This is a genomic window from Nitrospira lenta, from assembly GCF_900403705.1.
Lineage (GTDB): Bacteria > Nitrospirota > Nitrospiria > Nitrospirales > Nitrospiraceae > Nitrospira_D > Nitrospira_D lenta.
On sequence record NZ_OUNR01000001.1, the window covers coordinates 134597 to 157635 of the forward strand.

At 57.0% G+C, this 23039-nt stretch carries 23 protein-coding genes; 11 read left to right on the forward strand and 12 right to left on the reverse strand.

All coding sequences use genetic code 11. The features are described from left to right. Positions 1-178 precede the first annotated feature (178 nt). Complete coding sequence (locus NITLEN_RS00650) at positions 179-1573, forward strand: MFS transporter (protein WP_146216051.1); 1395 nt, start codon at positions 179-181, stop codon at positions 1571-1573. On the opposite strand, the gene NITLEN_RS00655 is transcribed toward NITLEN_RS00650, so the two are convergent. Continuing rightward, positions 1570-1770 (reverse strand): hypothetical protein, encoded by a 201-nt coding sequence (locus NITLEN_RS00655; RefSeq protein WP_146216052.1) that lies wholly within the window; start codon positions 1768-1770, stop codon positions 1570-1572. The two genes, NITLEN_RS00650 and NITLEN_RS00655, sit on opposite strands and share 4 nt — an antisense overlap. Positions 1771-1954: 184 nt before the next feature. Between NITLEN_RS00655 and NITLEN_RS00660 the strand changes: the two genes are divergently transcribed. The 5 genes from NITLEN_RS00660 (at position 1955) to NITLEN_RS00680 (ending at position 6842) form a co-directional block, all read left to right on the forward strand. Continuing rightward, positions 1955-2401 carry a GatB/YqeY domain-containing protein gene (locus NITLEN_RS00660; RefSeq protein ID WP_121987657.1) on the forward strand — a complete coding sequence of 149 codons (447 nt, stop codon included), beginning with the start codon at positions 1955-1957 and terminating at the stop codon, positions 2399-2401. A 127-nt stretch (positions 2402-2528) separates the two neighbouring features. After that, entirely contained in the window at positions 2529-3167 is a 639-nt protein-coding gene (locus NITLEN_RS00665) for a response regulator (RefSeq protein ID WP_121987658.1), read from the forward strand. A gap of 44 nt (positions 3168-3211) precedes the next feature. Continuing rightward, positions 3212-4216, forward strand: a complete 1005-nt coding sequence (locus NITLEN_RS00670) for a GGDEF domain-containing response regulator (RefSeq protein WP_121987659.1) — start codon at positions 3212-3214, stop codon at positions 4214-4216. A 44-nt stretch (positions 4217-4260) separates the two neighbouring features. Further along, positions 4261-6519, forward strand: a complete 2259-nt coding sequence (locus tag NITLEN_RS00675; protein WP_121987660.1) for a GAF domain-containing hybrid sensor histidine kinase/response regulator — start codon at positions 4261-4263, stop codon at positions 6517-6519. Beyond that, positions 6516-6842 carry an Hpt domain-containing protein gene (locus NITLEN_RS00680; RefSeq protein WP_121987661.1) on the forward strand — a complete coding sequence of 109 codons (327 nt, stop codon included), beginning with the start codon at positions 6516-6518 and terminating at the stop codon, positions 6840-6842. The genes NITLEN_RS00675 and NITLEN_RS00680 overlap by 4 nt, the downstream gene beginning before the upstream one ends. 27 nt (positions 6843-6869) lie before the next feature. On the opposite strand, the gene NITLEN_RS00685 is transcribed toward NITLEN_RS00680, so the two are convergent. The 6 genes from NITLEN_RS00685 to NITLEN_RS00710 all read right to left on the reverse strand — a co-directional run bounded on the left by NITLEN_RS00685 (position 6870) and on the right by NITLEN_RS00710 (position 11281). Continuing rightward, positions 6870-7727, reverse strand: coding sequence for a universal stress protein (locus NITLEN_RS00685; RefSeq protein ID WP_121987662.1), 858 nt, complete (start codon positions 7725-7727; stop codon positions 6870-6872). A gap of 274 nt (positions 7728-8001) precedes the next feature. Beyond that, a complete protein-coding gene (locus NITLEN_RS00690; RefSeq protein ID WP_121987663.1) occupies positions 8002-9408 on the reverse strand; it encodes a hypothetical protein in 1407 nt (468 codons plus the stop codon). Next, positions 9392-9607, reverse strand: coding sequence for a DUF2934 domain-containing protein (locus NITLEN_RS00695; protein ID WP_121987664.1), 216 nt, complete (start codon positions 9605-9607; stop codon positions 9392-9394). Before NITLEN_RS00695 ends, NITLEN_RS00690 begins: the two co-directional genes overlap by 17 nt. Positions 9608-9637: 30 nt before the next feature. Beyond that, entirely contained in the window at positions 9638-10597 is a 960-nt protein-coding gene (locus tag NITLEN_RS00700) for a universal stress protein (RefSeq protein ID WP_181416549.1), read from the reverse strand. After that, the gene (locus tag NITLEN_RS00705) at positions 10594-11022 is read right to left on the reverse strand and encodes a cupredoxin domain-containing protein (RefSeq protein ID WP_181416550.1); all 429 of its coding nucleotides are present in this window, start codon (positions 11020-11022) and stop codon (positions 10594-10596) included. Before NITLEN_RS00705 ends, NITLEN_RS00700 begins: the two co-directional genes overlap by 4 nt. A gap of 34 nt (positions 11023-11056) precedes the next feature. Beyond that, positions 11057-11281 carry a universal stress protein gene (locus tag NITLEN_RS00710; RefSeq protein WP_121987666.1) on the reverse strand — a complete coding sequence of 75 codons (225 nt, stop codon included), beginning with the start codon at positions 11279-11281 and terminating at the stop codon, positions 11057-11059. 475 nt (positions 11282-11756) lie between these two features. Between NITLEN_RS00710 and NITLEN_RS00715 the strand changes: the two genes are divergently transcribed. Both NITLEN_RS00715 and NITLEN_RS00720 read left to right on the forward strand, forming a co-directional pair. After that, positions 11757-12620 (forward strand): universal stress protein, encoded by an 864-nt coding sequence (locus NITLEN_RS00715; protein WP_121987667.1) that lies wholly within the window; start codon positions 11757-11759, stop codon positions 12618-12620. 169 nt (positions 12621-12789) lie between these two features. Continuing rightward, positions 12790-13155, forward strand: a complete 366-nt coding sequence (locus NITLEN_RS00720; RefSeq protein WP_121987668.1) for a c-type cytochrome — start codon at positions 12790-12792, stop codon at positions 13153-13155. A gap of 223 nt (positions 13156-13378) precedes the next feature. Here the strand turns inward: NITLEN_RS00720 and NITLEN_RS00725 are convergent, their stop codons facing one another. Further along, positions 13379-13558, reverse strand: coding sequence for a hypothetical protein (locus NITLEN_RS00725; RefSeq protein ID WP_121987669.1), 180 nt, complete (start codon positions 13556-13558; stop codon positions 13379-13381). Between the two features lie 1055 nt (positions 13559-14613). Here NITLEN_RS00725 and NITLEN_RS00730 point away from each other — a divergent pair. Further along, complete coding sequence (locus NITLEN_RS00730; RefSeq protein WP_121987670.1) at positions 14614-16299, forward strand: mechanosensitive ion channel family protein; 1686 nt, start codon at positions 14614-14616, stop codon at positions 16297-16299. Continuing rightward, complete coding sequence (locus NITLEN_RS00735) at positions 16245-17438, forward strand: outer membrane beta-barrel protein (RefSeq protein ID WP_245924354.1); 1194 nt, start codon at positions 16245-16247, stop codon at positions 17436-17438. The genes NITLEN_RS00730 and NITLEN_RS00735 overlap by 55 nt, the downstream gene beginning before the upstream one ends. Before the next feature lie 40 nt (positions 17439-17478). On the opposite strand, the gene NITLEN_RS00740 is transcribed toward NITLEN_RS00735, so the two are convergent. From NITLEN_RS00740 to NITLEN_RS00750, 3 genes are all read right to left on the reverse strand, one after another. Continuing rightward, positions 17479-18732 carry a cation:proton antiporter gene (locus NITLEN_RS00740; protein ID WP_121987671.1) on the reverse strand — a complete coding sequence of 418 codons (1254 nt, stop codon included), beginning with the start codon at positions 18730-18732 and terminating at the stop codon, positions 17479-17481. Between the two features lie 327 nt (positions 18733-19059). Further along, positions 19060-20322 (reverse strand): hypothetical protein, encoded by a 1263-nt coding sequence (locus NITLEN_RS00745; protein ID WP_121987672.1) that lies wholly within the window; start codon positions 20320-20322, stop codon positions 19060-19062. Positions 20323-20344: 22 nt separating this feature from the next. Then, on the reverse strand, positions 20345-21178 hold the full coding sequence (locus NITLEN_RS00750) for a hypothetical protein (protein ID WP_146216053.1): 834 nt from the start codon (positions 21176-21178) through the stop codon (positions 20345-20347). Between the two features lie 207 nt (positions 21179-21385). On the opposite strand from NITLEN_RS00750, the gene NITLEN_RS00755 reads away from it, so the two are divergent. After that, complete coding sequence (locus tag NITLEN_RS00755) at positions 21386-21607, forward strand: hypothetical protein (RefSeq protein ID WP_245924355.1); 222 nt, start codon at positions 21386-21388, stop codon at positions 21605-21607. A 754-nt stretch (positions 21608-22361) separates the two neighbouring features. Here the strand turns inward: NITLEN_RS00755 and NITLEN_RS00760 are convergent. Next, a complete protein-coding gene (locus NITLEN_RS00760) occupies positions 22362-22784 on the reverse strand; it encodes a cupredoxin domain-containing protein (RefSeq protein ID WP_121987674.1) in 423 nt (140 codons plus the stop codon). Positions 22785-23039 lie beyond the last annotated feature (255 nt).

Sequence of the window (23039 nt, forward strand, 5' to 3'; positions counted from 1 at the left end):
CATCGATTTGTGCAGCCTCTGAGCCAGAGACGTCTCATGGTCCTCACCCTCATACTCATGGTATCGGGAGTCAGCAACAGGGGTCAACCATACACTAGCCTCGACCGATAAAGAGATGAGTCGTCACGGCCTGTGATAAAATACCGTGACGGTCACAGGTCCCTGCGAACATACACACATGAATTCAGCCATCCCCGCCGCCGCGACTCAGCCATCCGCCGAAACAGTCGCCGCCCATGAATCAGGACGACGGTTTGGTCTGCGCGACGGCATCTTTCAGGCCACGACACAGGGAGCCGGTGAGCAGTATCTTTCGGCCTTTGCCCTGATGCTGCACACCACTCCGTTTCAGCTAAGCCTGCTCTCTGCGCTTCCTCAACTGCTCGGCACCTGGGCTCAATTTATATCCGTGAAGGTGTCCCATTGGTTTCCCCATCGCAAAGCCCACGTGCGCTGCGGCATTATCGGCCAGTCTCTCGCCTGGCTGCCGATTCTGGTGCTCCCCCTTCTCTTCCCTCAGTGGGGACCGTGGCTGATCGTTGCTGGCGCCGCCCTCTACTTCGGTTCGACCCATTTTACCTCTCCTGCCTGGGCCAGCCTGATCACCGATCTGCTCAGCGCCAACGAACGCGGCGCTTATTTTGCGAGACGGTCGCAACTCATGGCCATCACAAGTTTTGCCGCGCTGTGCCTGGGCGGTGCACTCCTCAGTCTCTTCGAGCACTATAACCGCCTCTGGATCGGGTTCGCCGTACTCTTTGTGATAGCTGGCGTATGTCGAAGCTTCTCCGCCATCTCGCTGACCGGTGTGACCGATATCCCGATCCACCACGAGGAACCGGCAAGCCATGGCTTTCTTGCGTTTCTCCGCACCGGCACGACGAAAGACTTCCGCCGCTTCCTGCTCTTTTCAGGCCTGATGCATCTCGCCGTGTTGATCTCTGGCCCATTCTTTGTGATCTATATGCTGCAGGACTTGCATCTCTCGTACTGGGCCTACGGCACTTGGGCGGCTGCCGCCATTGTCGGCCAGTTCGTGACGCTCCCAGGCTGGGGCGAATTCGGGGATCGGTTTGGGAACAAGGCGCTGCTCACCTGTACAGGACTGCTGGTGGCGTTTCTCCCTATGCTGTATCTGATCAGCACGACCTGGCTGTTCCTGGTACTGGTAAATTTTTTTGGAGGCGTCCTTTGGGCGGGACTGTCGCTCGGACTGAGCAACTACGTCTTCGACGCCGTGCGTCCGGCGGATCGGGCGAAAGCGGTCGCCGTCTCAAGCACGGTGAATGCGATCGGATGGGCCATGGGCACGCTTACCGGCAGTTGGCTCATCGGCGCCGTGCCGGGCAACCTCCAATTCGGATCGTTGCACATTGATCCGGTATCGAATCTCCCGTTTATTTTCTTCATCTCAGGAAGCCTGCGACTCGTCATCTCCCTGGCGTTGCTCAGAACGTTCCACGAACCACGACGGGTCGAACAGCGAACCCCGGCGCGACTATTTCTGGAACTTCCCCTGATCAAACCTTTGGGCGCGCGACTCCTTCGACTGCGGGAGCACCCCTCGCTCTAGCGTGGCATCGCGGGATCGGACGAGCGGCCCTGCTCTTCTACCTTCAGTCGCTCAAAGGCCTTGTCGGCATGGCCGCGCGCCTGCTCCGGCGTCATCGTAGAGGTCGACTTCGGGGCCTCGCTCGCACAGCCGCCGCAACCGAGAAGCATACCCGCCACAACCACCCCGGCGCCCATCACTCGAACTCGATTCCTCATACCCTCCCCTTTCATCCAGTCGATTGACCATCTCAACACAACCGCAGCCCGCTGGTACCCATCATACTACGCGTTCACATCATCCAACACCATGACATCCCTCTTCGTTGACTCGCTCAAGAGGCCAGAGTATTCTGATTCACGACGATTGATTCCGATAAACAGATGAATGATTGAGGTGAGCATGTCGTTACGAGACCGCCTAACAGAAGACTTGAAACTGGCGATGAAATCGAGAGATCAGCTTCGGATGGATGTCATTCGCATGGTCAAGGCCGCAATCATGAACAAGGAGATGGAGATCAGAAAGGACTTGGACGACGCGGAAATGAGCAAGATCATGACGACCTTGATCAAGCAGCGCCGCGACTCCGTCGAGCAATACGAAAAGGCCCAGCGCCCTGAGCTGGCGGCAAAAGAGCGTCAAGAAATCACCATTATTGAAGGCTATCTCCCTCAAGCCCTCTCCCCGCAGCAGCTCGCGGACCTTGTCGAAAGCGTGATCGCCGAGTCCGGCGCGAGTTCACTGAAAGACATGGGCGCGATTATGAAAGCCGTGATGGTTCGCCTAGCCGGGCAACCGGTCGACGGGAAAGTCATCAGCGACCTCGTCAAATCGAAACTCCAATAGCCTATTTTTCAGCCCCGCGCGGACGTCTCACTCGCATTTGCTATACTTAGGAAATACTTCGTGGAGAGGATAGACCATCCGTGCCCTCTCCAGTTTTCCCTACAATCGTCCGTTAAGAGAAAGTACCATGGCCATTCTTATTGTCGATGACTCCCCTGACCAGCACCTGCTCCTTCGCTCACTCCTGACCAAGGCGGGCCATGGAGATATCCTGACGGCGGAATCCGCCAAAGCCGCGTTTGCCACCCTGAACCTGGAGGGAACCGCGCTGTCCGCTCCGGTCGATCTCATCCTCATGGATGTGCTGATGCCAGAGCTTGACGGCGTCTCTGCCTGCCGACAGGTAAAAAGCGCCAGCCACCTTCGCGACATCCCGATCATCATGGTCACCGCTAAGAACGACCTCAGTAATCTGAAAGAGGCCTTTGCCGCTGGGGCCACGGACTACATCAATAAGCCCGTGAACAGCGTGGAACTCCTTGCCCGCGTCTCGTCCGCCCTGGCACTTAAACATGAGATGGATTGCCGGAAAGAGCGAGAAATCGAGTTGCAACGGAGCAACGAGGAGTTGCAGCGCGCACTCAAAGAAGTGAAAGTCCTTCGCGGCCTGATTCCCATTTGTGCCTCCTGCAAGAAAATCCGCAATGACGGAGGCTTCTGGCAGCAGCTGGAAGAATACCTCTGCGATCACTCCGAAGCCGAATTCAGCCATGGTCTCTGCCAGCCCTGTGTCAAAAAGCTTTATCCTGGTGTTTACCCAGACTAGCTGCTACCGTTCCTTCAGCACTTTACAACGAGTACATTACACACATGGCTATTCTGATCGTCGACGATTCCCCCGATGATCGCTTGCTGTTGCAATCGATCCTCTCCGCCGCCGGATACGAGCAAATCCTCGTAGCCGAATCGGCCAATCATGCCTTCAAACTCATCGGACTGGACAACGGGAAACAAGCGACCGCCAGAGTCGACTTGATTCTCATGGATATTCTCATGCCGGCCATGAGCGGGATCGAAGCCTGTCGCCAGATTAAAGCGAACGACCGATTCCGGGATACGCCCATCATCATGGTGACCGTCAAGACAGACCCGGTGGAACTGCAGCTCGCGTTTGCCGCCGGCGCCATGGACTACGTCGCCAAGCCCGTCAATAAGATCGAACTGCTGACCCGTGTGCGGTCAGTGCTCCGGCTCGTCCATGAAATCGACCGGCGGCGGGCACGGGAACAGGAACTTCTTGAAGTCATGCGGCAGTTGCAGGAAGCCAACCAAATGCTGCTCCGCCTCTCCTGCCTGGACGGCCTCACCGGCATTACCAATCGGCGGCAGTTTGATGATTTTCTCGACCAGGAATGGCGCCGCGCCGTCCGCGAATCGACTCCCGTCTCGCTCATCATGTTCGATATCGATCGATTCAAAACGTATAACGACAGCAAAGGGCATACGGCTGGAGATGAGTGTCTCAAGCAAGTGGCCACGGCCGTCACGGGAGCCGTCAACCGGCCGGGAGACTTGGTGGCCCGCTACGGCGGGGATGAATTCGTCATCGTCCTTCCCGGTACCGGCATCGACGGCGCGGCGCAAGTCGCCGAAGGTCTCCGCCGGCGAGTCGAGGAGTTGCGAATTTCTCATACGGACGACGTACTGGTGACCGTGAGCGTCGGCTATGCCAGCATGGTTCCCACTCGTCAGACCTCGCCGACCGACTTGATCAAGGCCGCCGACCAGGCGCTCTACCTGGCCAAACAGGAAGGCCGGAATCGTGTCAAACCCGCTGGACTCCTCTCCTTAGTACAAGACACCCGCGACAGCTAAGCTCGATCGAGAAGATCACCCGAACTGATCTAGAAGAGAGCGGCATGCCACGTCACCCAGATCTTCCTCGACGAAAATCGACCAGCCCATCGGCCGCCGCTCCCCGCCGGCAAGCTCGCCTTACCCCATTGACTCCACGCAGTACCACGCCGAAACGTCCTCGCACCACCCCGGCCGCACTCTTGGAGCAATACCAAGATGCGTTACGGGCCCTGGCGCAGAATGACGCCCTCACCGGCGGAGATCTGCCCGCCGCCTTTCAGGCCATTACCACCGAGTGCGGAAATCTGTTGCACGTGGACCGCGCCAGCATTTGGCTCTTCGACAAAAACCGGCTGGCCATCTCTCAGATCGATCTGTATACACGCGGCCATCATAGCCGTCTGGCCAATGCCACACTCAAAGTCGCGGACTATCCCGCATACTTTCACGCAATAGCCAGCGAAGAACATGCCATCGCCGCTCACGATGCCTTCTCCGACCCGCGCACCAAAGATTTCGCGGATACCTACCTCCGGCCGGAACACATCGGGGCCATGCTCGATGCTCCGATCCGACAAAAAGGCCAGGTGGTCGGAATTCTCTGCGCAGAACATGCAGGCGAAGGCCGGCAATGGACACCCTATGAGATCCATCTCGCCAGCTCCCTCGCCACCATGGCCACGCTAGCGCTGGAAGCCGCCGAGCGCCGGGAGGTCGAACAGGCTCTCCGCGTCGCAAAAGAAGCGGCTGAAGTGGCGAGTCAGGCAAAGAGCGAGTTTCTCGCCAGCATGAGCCATGAAATTCGTACGCCCATGAATGCCATCATCGGCATGGCGGATCTGCTCTGGGAAACCCAGATGACTCCTGAGCAACGGAAGTATCTGCGCATCTTTCGACGGGCCGGCAGCAACCTCCTGAACCTCATCAACGATATTCTAGATTTATCGAAAGTCGAATCAGGGCACTTGGAGCTGGAATCCATCGACTTCGATCTCAACGAAGTTCTCGACAAAGCCGTCGAGATCCTGGCGATGCGCGCAAATGAAAAGGGATTGGAGCTCGCCTGCCACATGGCGCCGGAGGTGCCCTCGTCCCTGACCGGCGATCCCCATCGTCTCAACCAAATTTTGATCAATTTGATCGGCAATGCCTTGAAGTTTACCGACAAGGGCTCCGTGATCGTCCGCATTACCAATGAGCCGGATGCCGCCATGCCTGGCGTCATCCGCTTTTCCGTTACGGACACAGGAATCGGAGTTCCTCCGGAGCAACTGGCAAAGATCTTCGACAGCTTCACCCAAGCCCATAGTTCGACCGCCCGACATTACGGAGGGACCGGATTGGGCCTGACCATTTCCAAACACTTAGCAGAACGGATGAACGGACACATCTGGGCTGAAAGTACGGTGGGACAGGGAAGCACGTTTCATTGCACCCTCGCCTTTGACGTCACGTCCCACCTGCCGGCCAACCGAGCCGTCCCGCAGATCAACTTGTCAGGCGTGCACACCTTAGTGGTGGATGATTGTCCTACCAATCGTCTGATTCTGAGAGAGACTTTGACTGCCTGGGGAGCGACCGTCACCGAAGCTGAAAACGGTCCCGCGGCCCTGGCTGAACTCCGGCGGGCAGCCGAAGCCGCTATGCCGTACGAACTACTCTTGCTGGATTGCCGTATGCCCGGCATGGACGGATTCGCCGTGGCCGAAGCGTTGAACGCCTCGCCTATTCGAACAGGCCTGACAGTCATCATGCTCACGTCGAACCACTGGGCCGACGATATCGCCCGCACCTATGACCTTGGGTTGGGCGGCTATCTCGTCAAGCCGATCCGACGGTCCGATTTATACCAAACGATCGGCATCGCCTTGGGACGTACCAAAGGTATCCCGATACCGGTGGCCGACGCCGCCATCCCGGAACACACCACTCCGGCACCATCCCTGCGAGTGCTGCTGGTCGAAGATTCCGCAGACAATCAACTGCTGATCCGCTCCTATCTCAAGAGCACCACTCACCGCCTGGAAATCGCCGACAACGGCGCCATTGCCGTCGAAAAATTCAAGAACGGGCACTACGACCTTATTCTCATGGATATGCAAATGCCTGTGATGGACGGTCTGACCGCCACAAAAACTATTCGCCGGTGGGAACGCGATCACGACCTGCCAGCCACACACATCATTGCCCTCACCGCCCTGGCGCTGAAGGAAGAAGCGGTGAAGATCTTTGAGGCCGGGTGCAATACGCACATGACCAAACCCGTAAAAAAGACGACCCTGATCGAACTCTTACAAGCCTGTAAAGGACACTGCCCATGACCACCCCCAAGCTCGCCTCGCCCGAACGCATCACCGTCTATATCGATCCAGATCTGGAGGACATCATCCCGACCTTCTTGGCCAACCGCCAGAAAGACCTCCAGACGCTACGAACCGCCATCGCGGCAAAGGATTTCGAGACGATAGGCATTCTCGGTCATCGCATGCGAGGCGACGGAGGTGGGTACGGATTCAATGCCATTAGCGACATCGGCGGCATAATGGAACTCGCGGCCGGCCGGCGCGACGAGCCTGCGATCCGACGCCAGACCACAGCGCTCGAAGACTTTCTCGCCCGCGTCCACATCATCTACCGCGCATAGTCGAGTTTGGCGGTCGGCTTCCCGCGTTCAGCGGACAACCAAGACCGAACAGGAACTGTGCTGCACCACGCGCGTGGATACGCTTCCCAACAAGACCCGCCCAATGGCGCCGAGGCCCTTAGCCCCAGTGACGATCAGATCTGCCTTATGGGCTTTGGCGACTTTGAGAATCTCCTCGGCCGGCTTGCCCAGCTTAGGAGCCTCGTATACTTGAAACCCGGCCTTCGCCAGCTTGTCGGCATACCGCTGCACAACCGCCTTGCCCGCCTCCCGCACCTCTGGAAATTTGAGGAACGGCATGGCGTGCACGACGGTGACATTCACCGGTTGTTCTTCCGGCCCGTTCGGCTGCGGATTGATATTCTTGAGGAGAAACCGAACCGCCTTGTCCGATGCCGCCGATCCATCGATCGCCAGCACAATCTGCTTGAGCGGACGAGCCGCCTCTTTCACAACAAGCACCGAACAGGCCGCATGATGAATCGCATGAGTCGAGATGCTCCCCAGCATAAAACGGTCCAACGCGTCCAGACCTCGTGATCCGATCACCAATAACCCGACCCCTCGTGAGACATGCTTTGTGATCGTCGAGGCCACCGCGCCACGCTCCAGAGTGACCGTGCCACTGATGCCCAACGAAGAAAGGACGCTCTTCGACTCCGTCTTCGCAGCCTTCGCCGCCGCTTCCATGCGTTTCACTTCCTGCTGAATGTATCGCTCGGTTCCCACCAGTACCGGCTGAATCATGAACGGCGCCCGGAGGCTGGCCACATCCACCACATGCAAGACACGCAATACGGGCTTAGCCATCAGTGGAAGTTTCGCCGCCCATTCAATAGCCCATCGGCCGTACTTCGATCCATCAGTCGCCACAAGCGCTTTCATAGGTCCTCCATCAGCCACACAATTAGACCGCCACTACCATTACGTTGAGAGCCCATCACCGCACATCATGTTCTGCGCGAATTCTCGCCGTGGAGCAAATGATCCAGCGCCGGATTGAGCGCCATCATGTAGACTCTCTGAATCGTCTAGCCCTACGACACGCCTCTCAGTTCAGCAAGCAGGCTCCGCGTGCTCTGTGCTATGCAGAAGATACACGAACCAAGAAGTCAAGGCGACGGGTGCGGCCTGCGCGAGACGCGCATGCGTCAGGAGATCACCGAGATCGCTCTGTGGAAGCGTCCTCACGACATACCTCATCAAGCCCAACATGCCCACGCAACACGTTATAGTCAAATGCCGACCGACCGATACGAGACCAGCCCGGATCATTGCGTTCCATGTCATTCAACAGCCGGCCGACCTGTTCACGGCCTGCCACCGTCGTGGCGGCATGACGCGGCGTTGTGCCGGCCAGCGCCGGAGCCTCCTGATCGGTCCAATCCAGATAGACGCGTTCCAGAAATGCCTGCAACAACGTCGCATCTTGTTCTGGAGTCACAACGGCTCGCACCGGCTGCTCAGCATCAAGCTCTTCCTCACTCAGCGGGTGTGGCGGAGGAACGGTCGTTTCCCCCCTGAAATGAAGCGAAAACCCCAATGCAGACGCCAATTCGTGTTTCAGAGTATCCAGCCGTTCAGGCGAGTCCGTTTCCACCCACAGTTGGGTAGGCGTCAGGGTGAGACGACTGACGATACTCGTGTTGTCTGTCTCAGCCGAGCTTCGCTGAAACCACTGCATGCGCGCGCGCGATCCATCGACTGCGTCACTCGTTGCCGGATCAGCCTCCAGACCATTCATCCCGGCCAAGATCTCACGAAGAAACTTGAACTCCCGATGTTCGTAGAGCGCAAACGAGTACAAATACGGTTGCCCATCGGAATTGCAGTATTGGATTCCAGCTACGACCTTGAACAGCGCTCTCAGGCGCATCTGGGAATAGACCCAGAGCAACTCATGTCCGAATCGCTTGGCAAACTCATGCCAGTCCCCGAGCTCGAACGACCCAGCATTGATTTCCCGTCGGCGACGCAATGCGCAGACGGCATCGTACAAGGTCCGGCCTTCCTCAGGAGAGAGCAGCAATGCGCTCCCGCCGAGTACGACCTCGTTCGTTTGAGGATCACCGGGCTGTTGCACGAACCGGGTCAACAACACCTGACCGGTTTTGAATCCACGGCTGGAGTCACCACCTTGAACCTGATAGAGACGTCCGTTTCCTAAAGACCGACAAGTCCACTTCTCCGTGGCTTCGCTGTCTGGCAGGATTTCGACCAGATCCATATAGGAGTGTTTGAGCGGGTCCATCCAAGCCCGCTCTTCCTCAGGGATATGCTCGGTCACCACATCGCGCAACTGTTCGATCAGGGTGAGCTGACCGCCCTGGGGATAGTAGTCTGCATAGATCGTGAGTGTCGCGAGGTCGGCTTCCTGAGCAAACGGCGGCAGCGGCGCATTCCCGGCAAACTCAAAGTACGGGCGCAGCGCCTGGCGCAAGGCACGATCTCGTTCTGCCGCAAACATCGGTCCGAGGGACAGCGCCTCTAACCGAGCCATCAGGCCATCCAGCCCCGGCGGCAACGGCGCCCATACACCGGCTGTTGATTCATTCGCGAGCTTCATGAATCTCTTCCGTCACAATCGTTTCCGCATCAAGCCAGTCTTCGAGGTCTCGCCCATCTCGGCAACCACGCTCATGCCACAATTCATAGGCCTTCACGGCGATACGATCCCTCATGCCATCGGGCAATTCGATCGGATTGTCCGCGCGAGACAGTCGGCTGGTCGGTGGAGTCTTTCGCGTGCGGATCACGGTCGCCATAGTCGTTCTCCCTGGTGAAAGACTGGACACTTACATGGACATGTCGGGCAATACCCGGCGGTGCCCCGACCCAAACTTCGGGCTGCGTACCGTGAGCACGGGACAACGAGACTGACGCAGCACCGCCTCCGCCACACTCCCGCTCAACGCATGGGACAGCCCTCGGCGCCCATGCGTTCCCATCACGATCAGATCGGCCTGAATCGTTCTCGCACTATCGAGGATCGACTCAAACGGAGTCCCTCCGCGCACCTGCGATACGGCTTGAATCTTAGCCTCAACCAGTGCCCGCGTCATATCATCTAAGCGGGCCGTCAACCGTTCCCGCATCTCCTCCCGCTTCGCGCTATGCAAAAGCGTGAAGTCCAACCCATAGGAGACAGGCTCCAGTACGTGCAGGAGTGTCACGGATGCGCGATGGCGCTGAGCCATAAGTGCGGCATACTCCACGGCGTCGAGGGAGCAATCTGAGAAATCGACCGGGACCAGAATTCGATTGAGGCTAATTCCCCCACACGACCCCGCCTCCGCTGAATACACCTCATCAGGATCCATACGCACGGTGAGCACCGGACAGGACGCCGTGCGAATGACTCGCTCTGCGGTGCTTCCAAGTAGCACATGCGCCAGCCCGGACTTGCCTTTCGTCCCGACAACCACGAGATCTGAATCCTCGGCTTTCACAGCCGCCAAGACCTCCTCACAAGGGATCCCCGTGGCAATGCGGGTATGCAACGCAATCCCGCGAGATGATGCCCGCGCCTTCAGCTCCACCAACTGTTTCGCCCCAGCCTTCATGAGCTCGCTGAGATAGACCTGATTGACGGGATACTCCGGATTAATGCCGGGGGGGAACTCCAGCACCGTAAGCACAGTCAGCGTGGCCCGCCATGTGGCAGCCAGACAACAGGCGTACTCCTCGGCCCGCAGCGCCCACTTGGAAAAATCGGTCGCCAGGAAGACGCGTGGGCTGTCAGTCTCTCCGCTCACACCGCCTCCACATTCAAGAGAAGAAGTTCCCCGTTCATGTTCGGATGGATCGAGCACCGGAATTCGTGACGGCCTGGGCGGGACATATTGAACCACACCCCCGCATCCCGCTTGGCATCAAGGATGATCCCCCCGACCCCGCGCCCATAGACAATCACACCGTCTTTCTCCACCTGCGTCGGAATCCCTTCAAACATGGTTGAACTGAAATCGTGGCGCTCCGCATCCTCATTCGTAATCCTGATCACGGTTGCCACACCAAGCCGGAGCGTACTTTGCTTTGTCACAAACTTGAAATCCTTGATGGTGACGTCCACGACCTGTTCAGATTGCGACCAGAGCGGAAAATCTGCTCCACTCCACAAACCCCACGTTACCCCCAACACGGTCGCCCATCCCCACATCCGCCCTCTCTGCGTTCTCATCGTGACACACCTCCTTGGTTGCAGATTGTTGTGATCATCGAGCCTTCACTGACAAAGGCACCGTCAGCACCGGACAACCCGCCGTCCGCACGACCTTTTCCGCCGTGCTGCCAAAGAATATCTTATCAACGCTTCCCGACCGTCCTCCGTAACTACCCATGACGACGAGATCGACCTTTTCGCCCCGGGCGATCTTTGCAATCTCCACAAGCGGCGCGCCCTCTAATACCATTCGTTTCACCGCAATCCCGATCGCCACCTATCGGCTCGATAGACTTCTCTTGATCTATCAGCAAGGCCAATGCCACTGGATCGAGAAAGACATGCCGCGGTTGACCCGCATAGAAACAACAGCTTGCTCACCTCTAGCCATTACGCGGCTGCCGCCCCTTCACAACTCCCTCGCACGTGGGGGAGGCCTGCTACAGTGCCGCAGCCCTTCTTGGGGCAGAAGGCAACAGCTGCTGTTCCCGGTAAAGAGTGATGGCCGGAGACCGAAGAGTTCACTCGGAGCAAAACCCTTTTGCCCCTTGTGCTTTCACCTCACTTTTCTCTTTCGCAATCTGAAATACCGAAACGGCATTGGACTTGCTGCCCCTCTCAAGTAAGAGGACGCAACGATGACACACACGTACTGAATTCTCGCGGGAGCAATGGTGCCGGATGCGGAGGTCGGCGTGTATCGCCGCTTCTTCTGTTCAACAGATCGTCACTGAGCAACAGAAAGGTCACCGATGAAACTGCTGTTGGCCATTGATGGATCGGACCAATCGTATGAAGCGGTCCGTGCACTGAAGTGCCTGTCTCGCGCTAAAGAATTGCATATCCTGCACGTTCTGGATGTCCCGTCACCGACCTACCCGATGATGGTGCCGGAAGTAGCACTTGAGCTATCCACGACTATTGAACGTACAATGCATGAAGATGGCGCACGATTGCTGGATCGGATTGTGTCGCTCCTGCCGATGGATTCTGGTCCTGTAACCAAACACTTGGAAGTCGGCTCACCGACCGATCGGATCGTGGAGTATGCGAAGCAGCATCAGATCGACCTCATTCTTGTCGGAGCGCGCGGGCTTGGGCCGATCAAGGAACGAGTGATCGGCAGTGTCTCCCATCGGGTGCTCACCTTTTCCCAAAACGCCGTCCTGATCCTGCCGAACTTTGTGAAGTCTCTAAAGCAGGTGCTGCTGCCGCTGCAGGGATCTCAAGACGCCGAGCGAGCGCTCTTGTTTCTGCGACAGCATCCATTCCGGGAAGCGGTCACGATCACTGTACTCACAGTACTCCCGCCGACCAGGCCGCCCTGGCCGGTCGACGCTGTGGCAGAAAGGGAAATGGAAGGTCAGGCGCTCCGGAGCGTCGAGACTTTCATTAACTCTGTGGCGGAGGATCTGAGTCGCATGGGCTATAGCTCTCAGGCGAAATCAACCGTGGGTATTCCGGTCGAAGCGATTCTCCAAGAGGCCGAGGCCATCAGTGCGGATCTTCTGGTAATGGGATCTCGCGGCCGACACGGGCTGAGCCGGATGGTGCTCGGCAGCGTCGCGCACGCCATCCTTCATCATGCGCAATATCCACTGCTGGTCTTTCACTAACGGAGCCAGTGCTGGTATGCGATTGCACCTATCTTGATTGCGGCAAGGATTTACTGATCATGACGCCCCTGAAAGAGCACCCACGCGGTGAATTGCACGGTCCGTCCTATGGCAGTACGAAGCTACAACTACTCACCTCACTCATTGCCACCACCACGAAGAGTTGTTGATGCACAAGACTTCTCGAACGCTCGCATTCACAGCCGCGGCCATCCTCCTCATTCGGACGCTGGCGGTTGCCGACCAGGATGTTCCCGCCGACCTGCCCAGCGGCAAGGCGCTGTATCAGCATCACTGCGCAACCTGCCACGGCCAGACTGGCTGGGGAGATGGTCCTAACGCGACCTTGCTCAGGGTCGCGCCAGCCAACTTTCATCAATTTCGATCGTTTCTGAAATCCGATGAAGAGCTGCTGCGTATGATCGAACACGGAATCGTCTTCAGTCCCATGCATGCCTGGACCGGCAACTTGACCGAGAGACAAATGATCGATGTATTGGCCTATCTTCGGCTACTCTCTCAGCAAGAGCAGTGACAAAGAATGCGGAACCTAAGAAATAGCGCGATGACCCTGGAGTAAGAAAATACCGCTGGCGGAGGAAGGAGTCGAGGCATCGTCCGGCGTAATGAAATCAGGCCTGAGCCTGAGATAGTTATAGATTGAAAATGCCACCTAAGAACTCCAGCCGACACCGCCCTACAATTCTCGCGATGCCGAACGTGCCGCGCCGGAGCTCCAATGCCTAACAAATACCCGATTAGGCAGCGGCGGTTTCAACTTCTTTCGCAGCTTTGGCAGCCAAACTACTTTTACGATTGTTGGAGATCGTCCGATCAATGATTGCTCCACAATTGACACACTTCCAAGCATAGAACACCAGAAAGAAATCCGAGAAACGTTCCAACATCATCAAGCCTTTGCATTTCGGACAACCCATGATTATTTCCTCCCCAGGTGAAAGTTGATGTATGCCAAAGGGGATGAGCAAGTTATGATCCAGCACTACATATTTATATTTATCAATAGCTTATAAAATTAAATGCATAAAATTGTCTCTGTGGAGACTACTTACATGCACATTATTGTACAAATTGTCGCATTTATACGATGTGCGTAGCTCACGACATCATTTCCTGATGAATCTTTGTCAAAATCATCTTCCTCCAAGGAACCTTCTAAGAGAAATACTCACGTTGGTCATTCATGACATTCAATATATTTCAATCACTTATTACTCATATTCAAATAGAACAAAAATGAACGGGCGCGGGATATCGGATGGGTAGACAATCCTTACGAAGAACCGCATTAAACAGATTCGACAGCAATTTCTGGATATGAATCGGCAAGGCCTCCGAACGCACAGCCTGGCAGTTCATGATTGCAGCGAGACCATCAGGATCGGCATGGGACAGAGCGCAGAAATGACGTCCTTTGGCATGTTGGACTTCACCGATCCTGCGAAGCCCAACACGCCTTAAACCATCCCATTCTTACAGAAACTGGGCGAGTTGCTCAAAATCATCACAGACAATCATCTCCTAACCACCCACGCCAACTAATCGGGTTAGACCACCAACGGCTCTTGACCGGGAAGATCTTCGCCGCAGGCCCGACGAAGCCCAACGCAAGCGCGCAAATACCATCAATCTGATTCCAGATGATGGCCGTTTTCACCGACACATCAGGAACGCCACAGCACTTGCCACTGTCGCCGTGGTGTCAATCCCGCTATAACTTCTGATACTCCTCACTGCCAACTTCGCCGGGTACACTCTCACCGCCGAGCAGGTCAGGGAATACGTCTACAGACCGACCCCAATCTCATGAACTCACGAACCAGCCCAGGCTCCGCACGTCACGAATCCAACCAAGCTTACTGCTCCAATCACACCCGCTGCGGTCTATCGTGTCCGGTTTGCACTCATATATATCGAATAGTATATTGCTCGACCATTGCCTTTTTCTCCTACGGGCCGGAGGTGCGTCTTCATGAGACACTCAGTTCACTCCTATATCCTGAGCATATTTCTGCTGTCCTTCCTGCTACAACCGGGATATGCGGCCACACCGACCATTCTTTCCTCACCCCTACCCGCGCAGTCAGCGGGCGCACCGGTTACATTCGAAGAAACAGCTCTCTTTGAACTCTACGACCACATGGGTCCGTTCACGCCTCAGGATCGAGCCCACGCCGTATCCAAACGCCTAACCCAACTGGCGAAAGACTCCCTTACTCCTATCTACCCCGTTACAGCAGTGGATCGGGGAACCACCAGCGAACTCGTCCATGGCGACATGGTGGTCATGACCGTGACCGATCTCGACGCACAGCCAACGGCAAAAAAACGGCAAGACCTGGCCAATGAGTATGCCCACATAGTTCAAGAAGCCTTGACGCGTTCCCGAGACCAGGTGACCGAACGCGCGTTTATCGTGAATGTTGCCTGGGCCGCCGCTGACACGATCGTCATGCTGCTCCTCCTCGTGCTCTTCCACAAAACTTTCCCGACGGTGTACGCAAAAATCGAGAGCTGGAAGGGCACCCTCATCCAATCGATTAAGGTCCAACATGTCGAGTTGCTGTCCGCCGGTCAAATAACCGCGGGTCTCACCGCCGTAATTCGAGCAATTCGCGTCGCTGCCGTGCTGGTCCTGCTGTACATCTATCTGACCACCGTGCTCGGCATTTTCCCCTGGACCCGCGGTATCTCAGCCGTCCTGTTCGGGGCCGTACTCAAGACGTTCAGCACCATCGGGGACGCGTTTGCCACGTACATCCCGAACATCGTCTCCATCATTATTATTGCCATCGTCACCCGCTACATCATTAAGCTGATCCGCCTTCTCTTTACGGGAATTGAGCGGGGCGCCATCACGCTGACAGAATTCAATCGGGAGTGGGCACAACCGACCTACAAGATCGTCCGGTTTCTCGTCATCGTGTTCGCTGCCATCGCCATCTTCCCCTATATCCCCGGTTCCCAGTCGGAAGGGTTTCGAGGCATCTCAGTGTTCTTGGGACTCCTGCTCTCGCTAGGCTCCGCCGTCTCAATCAGCAATGTCATTGCGGGCGTGGTGCTGACCTACATGCATCCGTTTCGCCTCGGCGACCGGGTCAAAGTAGCCGACACAATCGGCGACGTGATTGAAACCGGGTTACTCGTGACGCGCATCCGAACCATCAAGAACGTGGATATCACCATCCCAAACTCGTTGGTCCTCGGCAATCACCTGATCAACTTCAGCTCGTCGGCAAAGGAACTCGGCCTGATTCTGCACACAACCATTTCAATCGGCTACGACGTGCCATGGAAAAAGATCCATGAGCTCTTAATCGAAGCCGCGCGGGCAACGACCCATATTCTTCCTGAACCCTCGCCGTTTGTCTTCCAAACCAGCCTCGACGACTTCTATGTGACCTATGAAATCAACGCCCACACCACCCAACCAAATCTGATGGCCTCCATCTATGCAGAATTGCACCAGCACATCCAAGACCGGTTCAACGAAGCCGGCATCGAGATTATGTCACCGCATTTCACCCAGGTTCGCGACGGAAATAAATCGACGATTCCTGACGCATACCTTCCCTCGGACTATCACGTGCCGGGACTCAGAATTTGGCCTATTTCCACAAACGAGCCCACTACGGGGAACAGCGGCAGCAAGCCGTGATTCGCCTCCTGGGACTGCTGATGGTGGCTTTGGCCCTCCTCGTCGAACCCGCGGCTGGTGAAGACCCGCTTTCCTCCGAGTGGCATTACGGCGCGACCGTGGATCTCAGTTACGCTCTCGACTCTAATTTTCCCGACAATCATCTTTGGAGAAGTAAAGCCACCTCCCGCCGCGTGAATGAACTGGCGCCCAACGTCGCCTCGGCCTATGTGCGTAAAGAGATCTCTCCTGCCTCTCGGTGGGGCATGGAACTCGGGGTACAGGGAGGATACGATACGCAGACGCTGGTTCCTGCCGCTGTGGCCGGCGGAGACCGCCCGGTCGGCGCTGCCGATACGCTCCGCCACTTTTCCCATGCGAATGTGTCGTACCTGGCTCCCGCCGGCAACGGCCTCACGCTCACGGCCGGCCTCTTCAACAGCTATATCGGCTATCAATCGTTTTATGCCAAAAACAACCTCAACTACACCCGCTCCTATATGGCCGATAACGCGCCGTACTTCATGTTCGGCGTGGGTGCGATCTATCCCTTCCACGATTCCTTGCAGATCGGCCTCTACGTCCTCAATGGCTACAACTATTTATCCCGCGCGAACGACCAGCCCAGTTACGGCACCCAAATCCAATGGCGGCCGACCGCTCGTCTCACCGTGACGGAAAACGTCTATTACGGCCCCGATCAATCCAATACCGCCATCGAGTTTTGGAGATTTTTCAGCGACAGTATCGTTGAATGGAAAGACGGCCCACTGACGCTGGCTGCGGCCTACGACATTGGAACCGAGAACGCTGCCGAGCACCCTGCCCACTCGCGTACATTCTGGACAGGAGGAGCCCTCTACGCCCACTGGAATGTGACGGGCCCCTGGAGCCTTGCATTGCGTCCGGAATTCTATTGGGATCGTACCGGAAGGATTTCAGGGTCCGAACAGCTGTTGAAAGCCCTCACCGCAACTCTGGCGTATAAGTGGACCCACGCTTGGCACACTGCACTACTGCGATTCGAATACCGATATGACGAATCAACTGGGCAAAACGGTGGCTTCTTCACACAAGGAGAACGGGCGCCCGGCCTGCCAGCCCTCACTCGTGAACAACACCTCTTGCTGTGTTCCGTCGTATGGTGGTTTGACCGATAATCGAGGCGCTCCCCGCGCCTGTCTCCTTCGGTACCTGTGGTCACTCTTGTGCGAGCCGAGCAGGAGGAATTCCGCTGCACGCCACAACCCGACCAATGGTCAATCCCTGCACCAAGATTGAAAATACGACGACCACATACGTAATCGTGACCACCGCATCCCGCGCCGCTCCCGGCGGCAGTGATAGCGCCAGCGCCACGGATATCCCGCCGCGCAAACCGCCCCACGTCAAAATCGTGATCGTGTGAGCACTGAAATCCTGAACGAACCTGAACACTTTCACCTGCACCACCACGCTGAGCCAGCGCGCGGCCAATACCAGCGGGATCGCGACTAGTCCGGCCACTAGGTACGACCGCTGAAAGCTCAGCATTAGCACCTCCAACCCGATCAAAACGAAGAGCACGGCATTCAACAATTCATCCAGCAATTCCCAAAAATTGTCGAGGTGCTCGCGCGTCTTCTCGGACATGGCCCATTGCCGTCCTTGGTTTCCGATAAGCAATCCCGCCACAACGACCGCGATCGGCCCGGACGTATGCAGCAGATCTGCCAGAGCGAAACTTCCCATGACGAGCGCGAGCGTGATCAGAATCTCAACCTGATAGTTGTCCACCGACCGAAGCATGCGATAGGCAATATAGCCCAGCGCCAGCCCGAGGACTGCGCCGCCGATGGCTTCTTCGGCGAACAATACCAGCACATCCGTAACGGTGAACGAATCTTTCGGCACAAGATTCAAGATCACCAGAAAAATCACGACGCCGACGCCATCGTTGAAGAGCGACTCCCCCACAATCTTCATTTCAAGGGCCTTGGGAAGCCGCGCCTGCCGCAACGCCCCCATGACCGCAATCGGATCAGTCGGTGAAATCAACGCACCGAACAGAAGACAGTACAGCAGCGGCAGCGGAAGGCCGACGAGATCGAAGAGCCAATATCCCACCAGGCCGGTGATCAAACTGGACAAAATCGTGCCGACCACCGCCATGGAACCGACCACCCACTTGAGATTCCACAACTCATCGAGCTTGACGTGCAGCGCCCCGGCAAAGAGCAGAAACCCCAGCATGCCGTGCATGAGCGCCACGTTGAAATCAATGGCGCCGATGAACCGTTTCGCCTCCGCTTCAATTCCGAATCCCAGCTTCCCCAGCACGAGCAACGCAAGCGAAAAAACTAGCGCCACCGCCATCAGTCCGATCGTGATCGGAAGCTTCAGCAGCCGGTGGTTCACGTAACTGAACAGCGCAGCCAAACAAATCAAAATCGTGAGCGTATGAATCAGCGACACAGTGCCTCCCTTCCATATTCAATCAAGAATGACCGGCACCACAGCACTGGATCAGACACCGGCAATGCCGCAGCGATTGTATAGAAACCGTGCAGAAACAGCGAGCGAACGCCGCTCCATCGATCACTCGGCCCTCGTTGAGTCCCTAGCAATCGCACCGCGTGAAGATTGGATTCGCGCACCGCGCGCAGACCGTCCGGCAGGGCATCCGCAGGCACGCGCCCGGGGGAAGGAGATCAGAATTTGAGCTGATCGTACAGAAGACGCTCAACAGCCATGATCGAATCGATCTCGACCGGCAGCGCCACACAGTCAAAAGGAGCGGCCTTACCGGCTGATTCGCACGGCCTTCACGATCTGCGTTTGCTTCAGACGATCCAGAAACCGCTCCACCGGTTCGGCCGGAGGAACAATCTCAACAGCCTGCCAGCCCTCGCTCACAGCGCCTTTGCGTCCGTGCATATCACGCACCCATTGATCAATACTGTCCTGGGTGACGCCCTCACTAAACGTCACCCAGAATAAGAACGGGGGGTACGGCGGAACGGCCTTCGCATCCGCCACCTGCGGCGGGTGAGATGGCGCGCTCTGTAGCGCCGTCATCGGTTTCTCGCGATCCGGGGCCACCGCCTTCGAAACGTCCGTGCCGCCGGTCTTTAGACGCCGGTTCAATTCCTGATTGTGCTGCTCCAGCTGTGCCCGCTCACGCACAAGCCGCTCGTTTGCGATCACGAGACTGTGCAACTCGGCCTCCAACTGTTCCTGCTCGCTGAGGGCTTTGCTCATCAATACGCGCGTCAGGCGATCCGCATCGCGCCCGGTGCCGTTCTTCCGTTGCTCCATCTCCTGCTTCACGGTCAAGACACTGGACGCAACCGTTTCCTGCGTTGAGGATACTTTCGCCACCGTCCGCTGGATCTGAGCCATCCCCTGTTGCTGTGCCAAAATGGCCTCCATCGCTTTCGCCTGCATCCGCGAAAGCTCAACAAGCTGCTGCTCAAGCTTCGCCACATCGGCAAGCGGCGCCGCCCAAGGAGCTTCGACCTGCGTGACGGACAACGGCATGCGGACAGGCGACAGCCAGCCGGTGAAACGGTCGGCAACAAGCCCGAACAATCCGACGGCTAACACAACCTGAGCCACGATGAGAGACCGCATCCAAGGCCCCGCGCCAGCAACGACCGGATGCGGCGCGGCATGATTGAACATGCCATCCCATGCGCGGCGCCACAAGCCCGGAGCGGGAAGAAACACCGCGCTGACAGATCCGCCCTCCGTCGTGTTGTGCACGCACAGCTCCACGACATCGCCGGTCAGGTCAATGCGGCGGCGGATATATCCGTACTCCGGAGCGGACAGCCCTCCGAGCAGCACGCCGTCCTCCGACCGCAGATGCACGCTTTCGATACACGTCTGGCTCTGAATCTGTACGGTCGCTTTTGCCCCGGCCCCATCCAGCACCCCGGCTCGCCGTTGGTTTACAAAAACGTGGATGGGATCCGACACCCCGCGGACAGAACGACCTGAGCCCGCTTTCACGCGGCTCAATAGATGCTCGCGATACTCAGCACATTCCCGTTCAAATTCCATATACCCTCCCGGTCGTTTCGTCCTATGGCTCGAGTTGCAGCACCAGTCGCGGCTTTCCCACGATCGCGGCGCCGTCAAGCCCCAAACCCCAAGCCGTCCGCAAACATTCAAGGCATAAGGCTAGATGCCAGATTCGGTAATCAGTCCCATATCCCTGCAGGAACATGTCTTCCCACTGAAGGCGGGAGAGACAGGGATAGTGGTCCGGTTCGCTCTTACGATAATGCGCCTGGACAAACCCGAGCAGACGCTCGGCGTCGCTGTTGAACCGGTGTTGTTGGCGCTGTTGTTCATTGAGCCCCTTCAACTCGGCGTCGGTCATGCCCATATCGCCGATGGCCCGTTTCCAGCCGGAGTCCCGCCAGCGCTGAAAATTCTTATAGATGCGCGGGCTCTCCGAGCCGTTCAAGCGAAGCGCGCTGATGACCTGGCCGGGCCCTAAGCCATAGCAATGATGATAGAGGGCGATTAAGGCGTCGCGGCTGACGGCCGCGCGCCCGACCAGCCCGTCGAGAAAGCGGCCCAGCGGCGTGAGCAGATCCGGATGATAACAGAACGGTTCCGGCCTGCTGTGCTGCCGGGCCACCAGTGAGTCCAGCAGAAAGAGCGGCCGGCAGGGCACTTCGCTCCGTCCGGTAACGAGAAATTGCTCCAGGTATTCCGCGCCCCAGCGCAGCACGAATTTCTCATGCGCGACATCGTCGCTCCACTGCCCGGTTTCACGCAGAAACCGCTTGGTATAACCGGCGGCCCGATCAAGTAACAGCGGCAGCGCTTGCGAGACGACCCGGTCGAACTCGTCGGCGGTTGACACGACTTCTTCAAGACGGCCCAGTGTTGTCATGCGATTGGCCATAGTGCGATTTCTATTCAAGAGAGAATGCGCTTCGATGCCGTGCATTGTGTCTCCTCCACAATCTGTGCGCATTGGACAAATACGGTTACCGCCCGGGCGATTTTGTCCGTTGTCTCGAATGCCGTACGCTTGGTAGATCCTACATACCGGTCATACGCGAGGTCTGGCCGGACAATCACACTCTTATTCACATTCATGGAGGTTCTTATGAAACGCTTCAACGGATTGATGGCTCTGGTGGCCTTCCTCAGCTTCAGCACGATGGCGACTCTTTCCTTCGCGAACGAAGAGAAGAAGGAAGAAAAGAAGGGCGGCCACGTGGTCGTGTTCAACGACGATAAGAAAGAGGAGAAAAAAGACAAGGGCGGCCACGTCGTGGTCTTCAGCGACGACAAAAAAGAAGGAACGAAGGACCAGGGCGGCAAATAGACCGGTCCAACGGGGCACGGCGATCTGCCGCGCCCCACACCTTCGTTCCATACCGCCGAGTCTTTTCTAAACCGCGCGCCGATCATCGGGTTATCAGCGGATACGCCCCACATCGTCATCTCTTTCCCCAGACCCCGGCACCGGATGCGACAAAGACAGCCGACGCCAGCGGCAGCTCCTTCATATCGTTGCGCGAGAACCGTCTCGCGAACCGCAGCATGACCGGCCTGCAATCGGCACAGCCTGACGCGCGAAGCTTCTGATGTGACCGCGAGACTAGCTCAGGGGAGGATGAAACACGGTGGAAAGAATTACCGACGCATGCACAGTGGATAATCGGTCTGGAGCGGCGAAAGAGGTGCAAGGGAGGAGAAGTTTCGGAACCGGAGGAAGAACGGACAGTCCTTCCAACACAGATGACTCCAGCAGATCTGCCGATTCAGCCGGGCTCAGCAATGTCGCAGGGACGCCGAGCATCTGGGCCAGAACACAGAGACACAAACAGCAGATGATCAGCAGCCAGCCCCGTGAACGGCTTGAATACAATGTCGTCATCATCACGCACGATCATACCCACTTCCGGTCCGACAGGACAAGCCTCCGTTCAGGCCGACCGAAGCTCGTCACTCAGTAGAGCGCGCATGAGGAGAGGCCGGAATAGAAGAGCCCTACTTCATCATAACAATTGTCAGCCGATCGCAAGACCATCTCCGGTGAGAGGGCTGTCTTCTGCACAACCCTCTCACCGATCCGCTTACGGCTTGTTTCCGATTCGGATCACTCCAGGAATGATCACCTTTCCACCGGGAAGCGCCGAATCCATTCGGAGATTGTAGTTGACGACCCCCGCCTGAGTGAAACAGACACTGGCCGTTTCATTCGGGTCGACCGTAGCCGCCTCCCGGGTAACCCCGAAGATGTTGGAGAATTGTCGCTCACAAGAGAGCTCACTCAATTTGACGTTCACGAGTTCGACCCGGAGCGGTAACGTTCGCGTGTTCACCCATCGCACCTCGTCGCCAGGGTTCACAATCAGATCCGCAGGATCCGGCCCTTCGGCGATTCTGATATCATGCACGGCACCGGTCCTCGTGGTGGTAGGCCCAACACAGGCGGAGAGGAGCACCAGTGCGGCCATCGCCGCCAGCGAGCCCGTGGACATGAGAGTCTTACGCATGTAATACCTCCTTAGATAATGGAATGAGTGCATAGACGTATTCGATCTACGTCGTAGGGGTTCTCTTCTACACATTTTAACTAGCAACTGTTGGACCAATACGATCACGATGGTTTCGACCGATATGGTTCCCGATCATTGGGAGTGAGAAATTCGCGTGACCGGCTCGCGCTTACCGACAACCACGCTCATGAAGACATCTCTATTCTGTGATGTTTTATCTCCAAACATTTCTCGCACAAGGCACAATTGTGG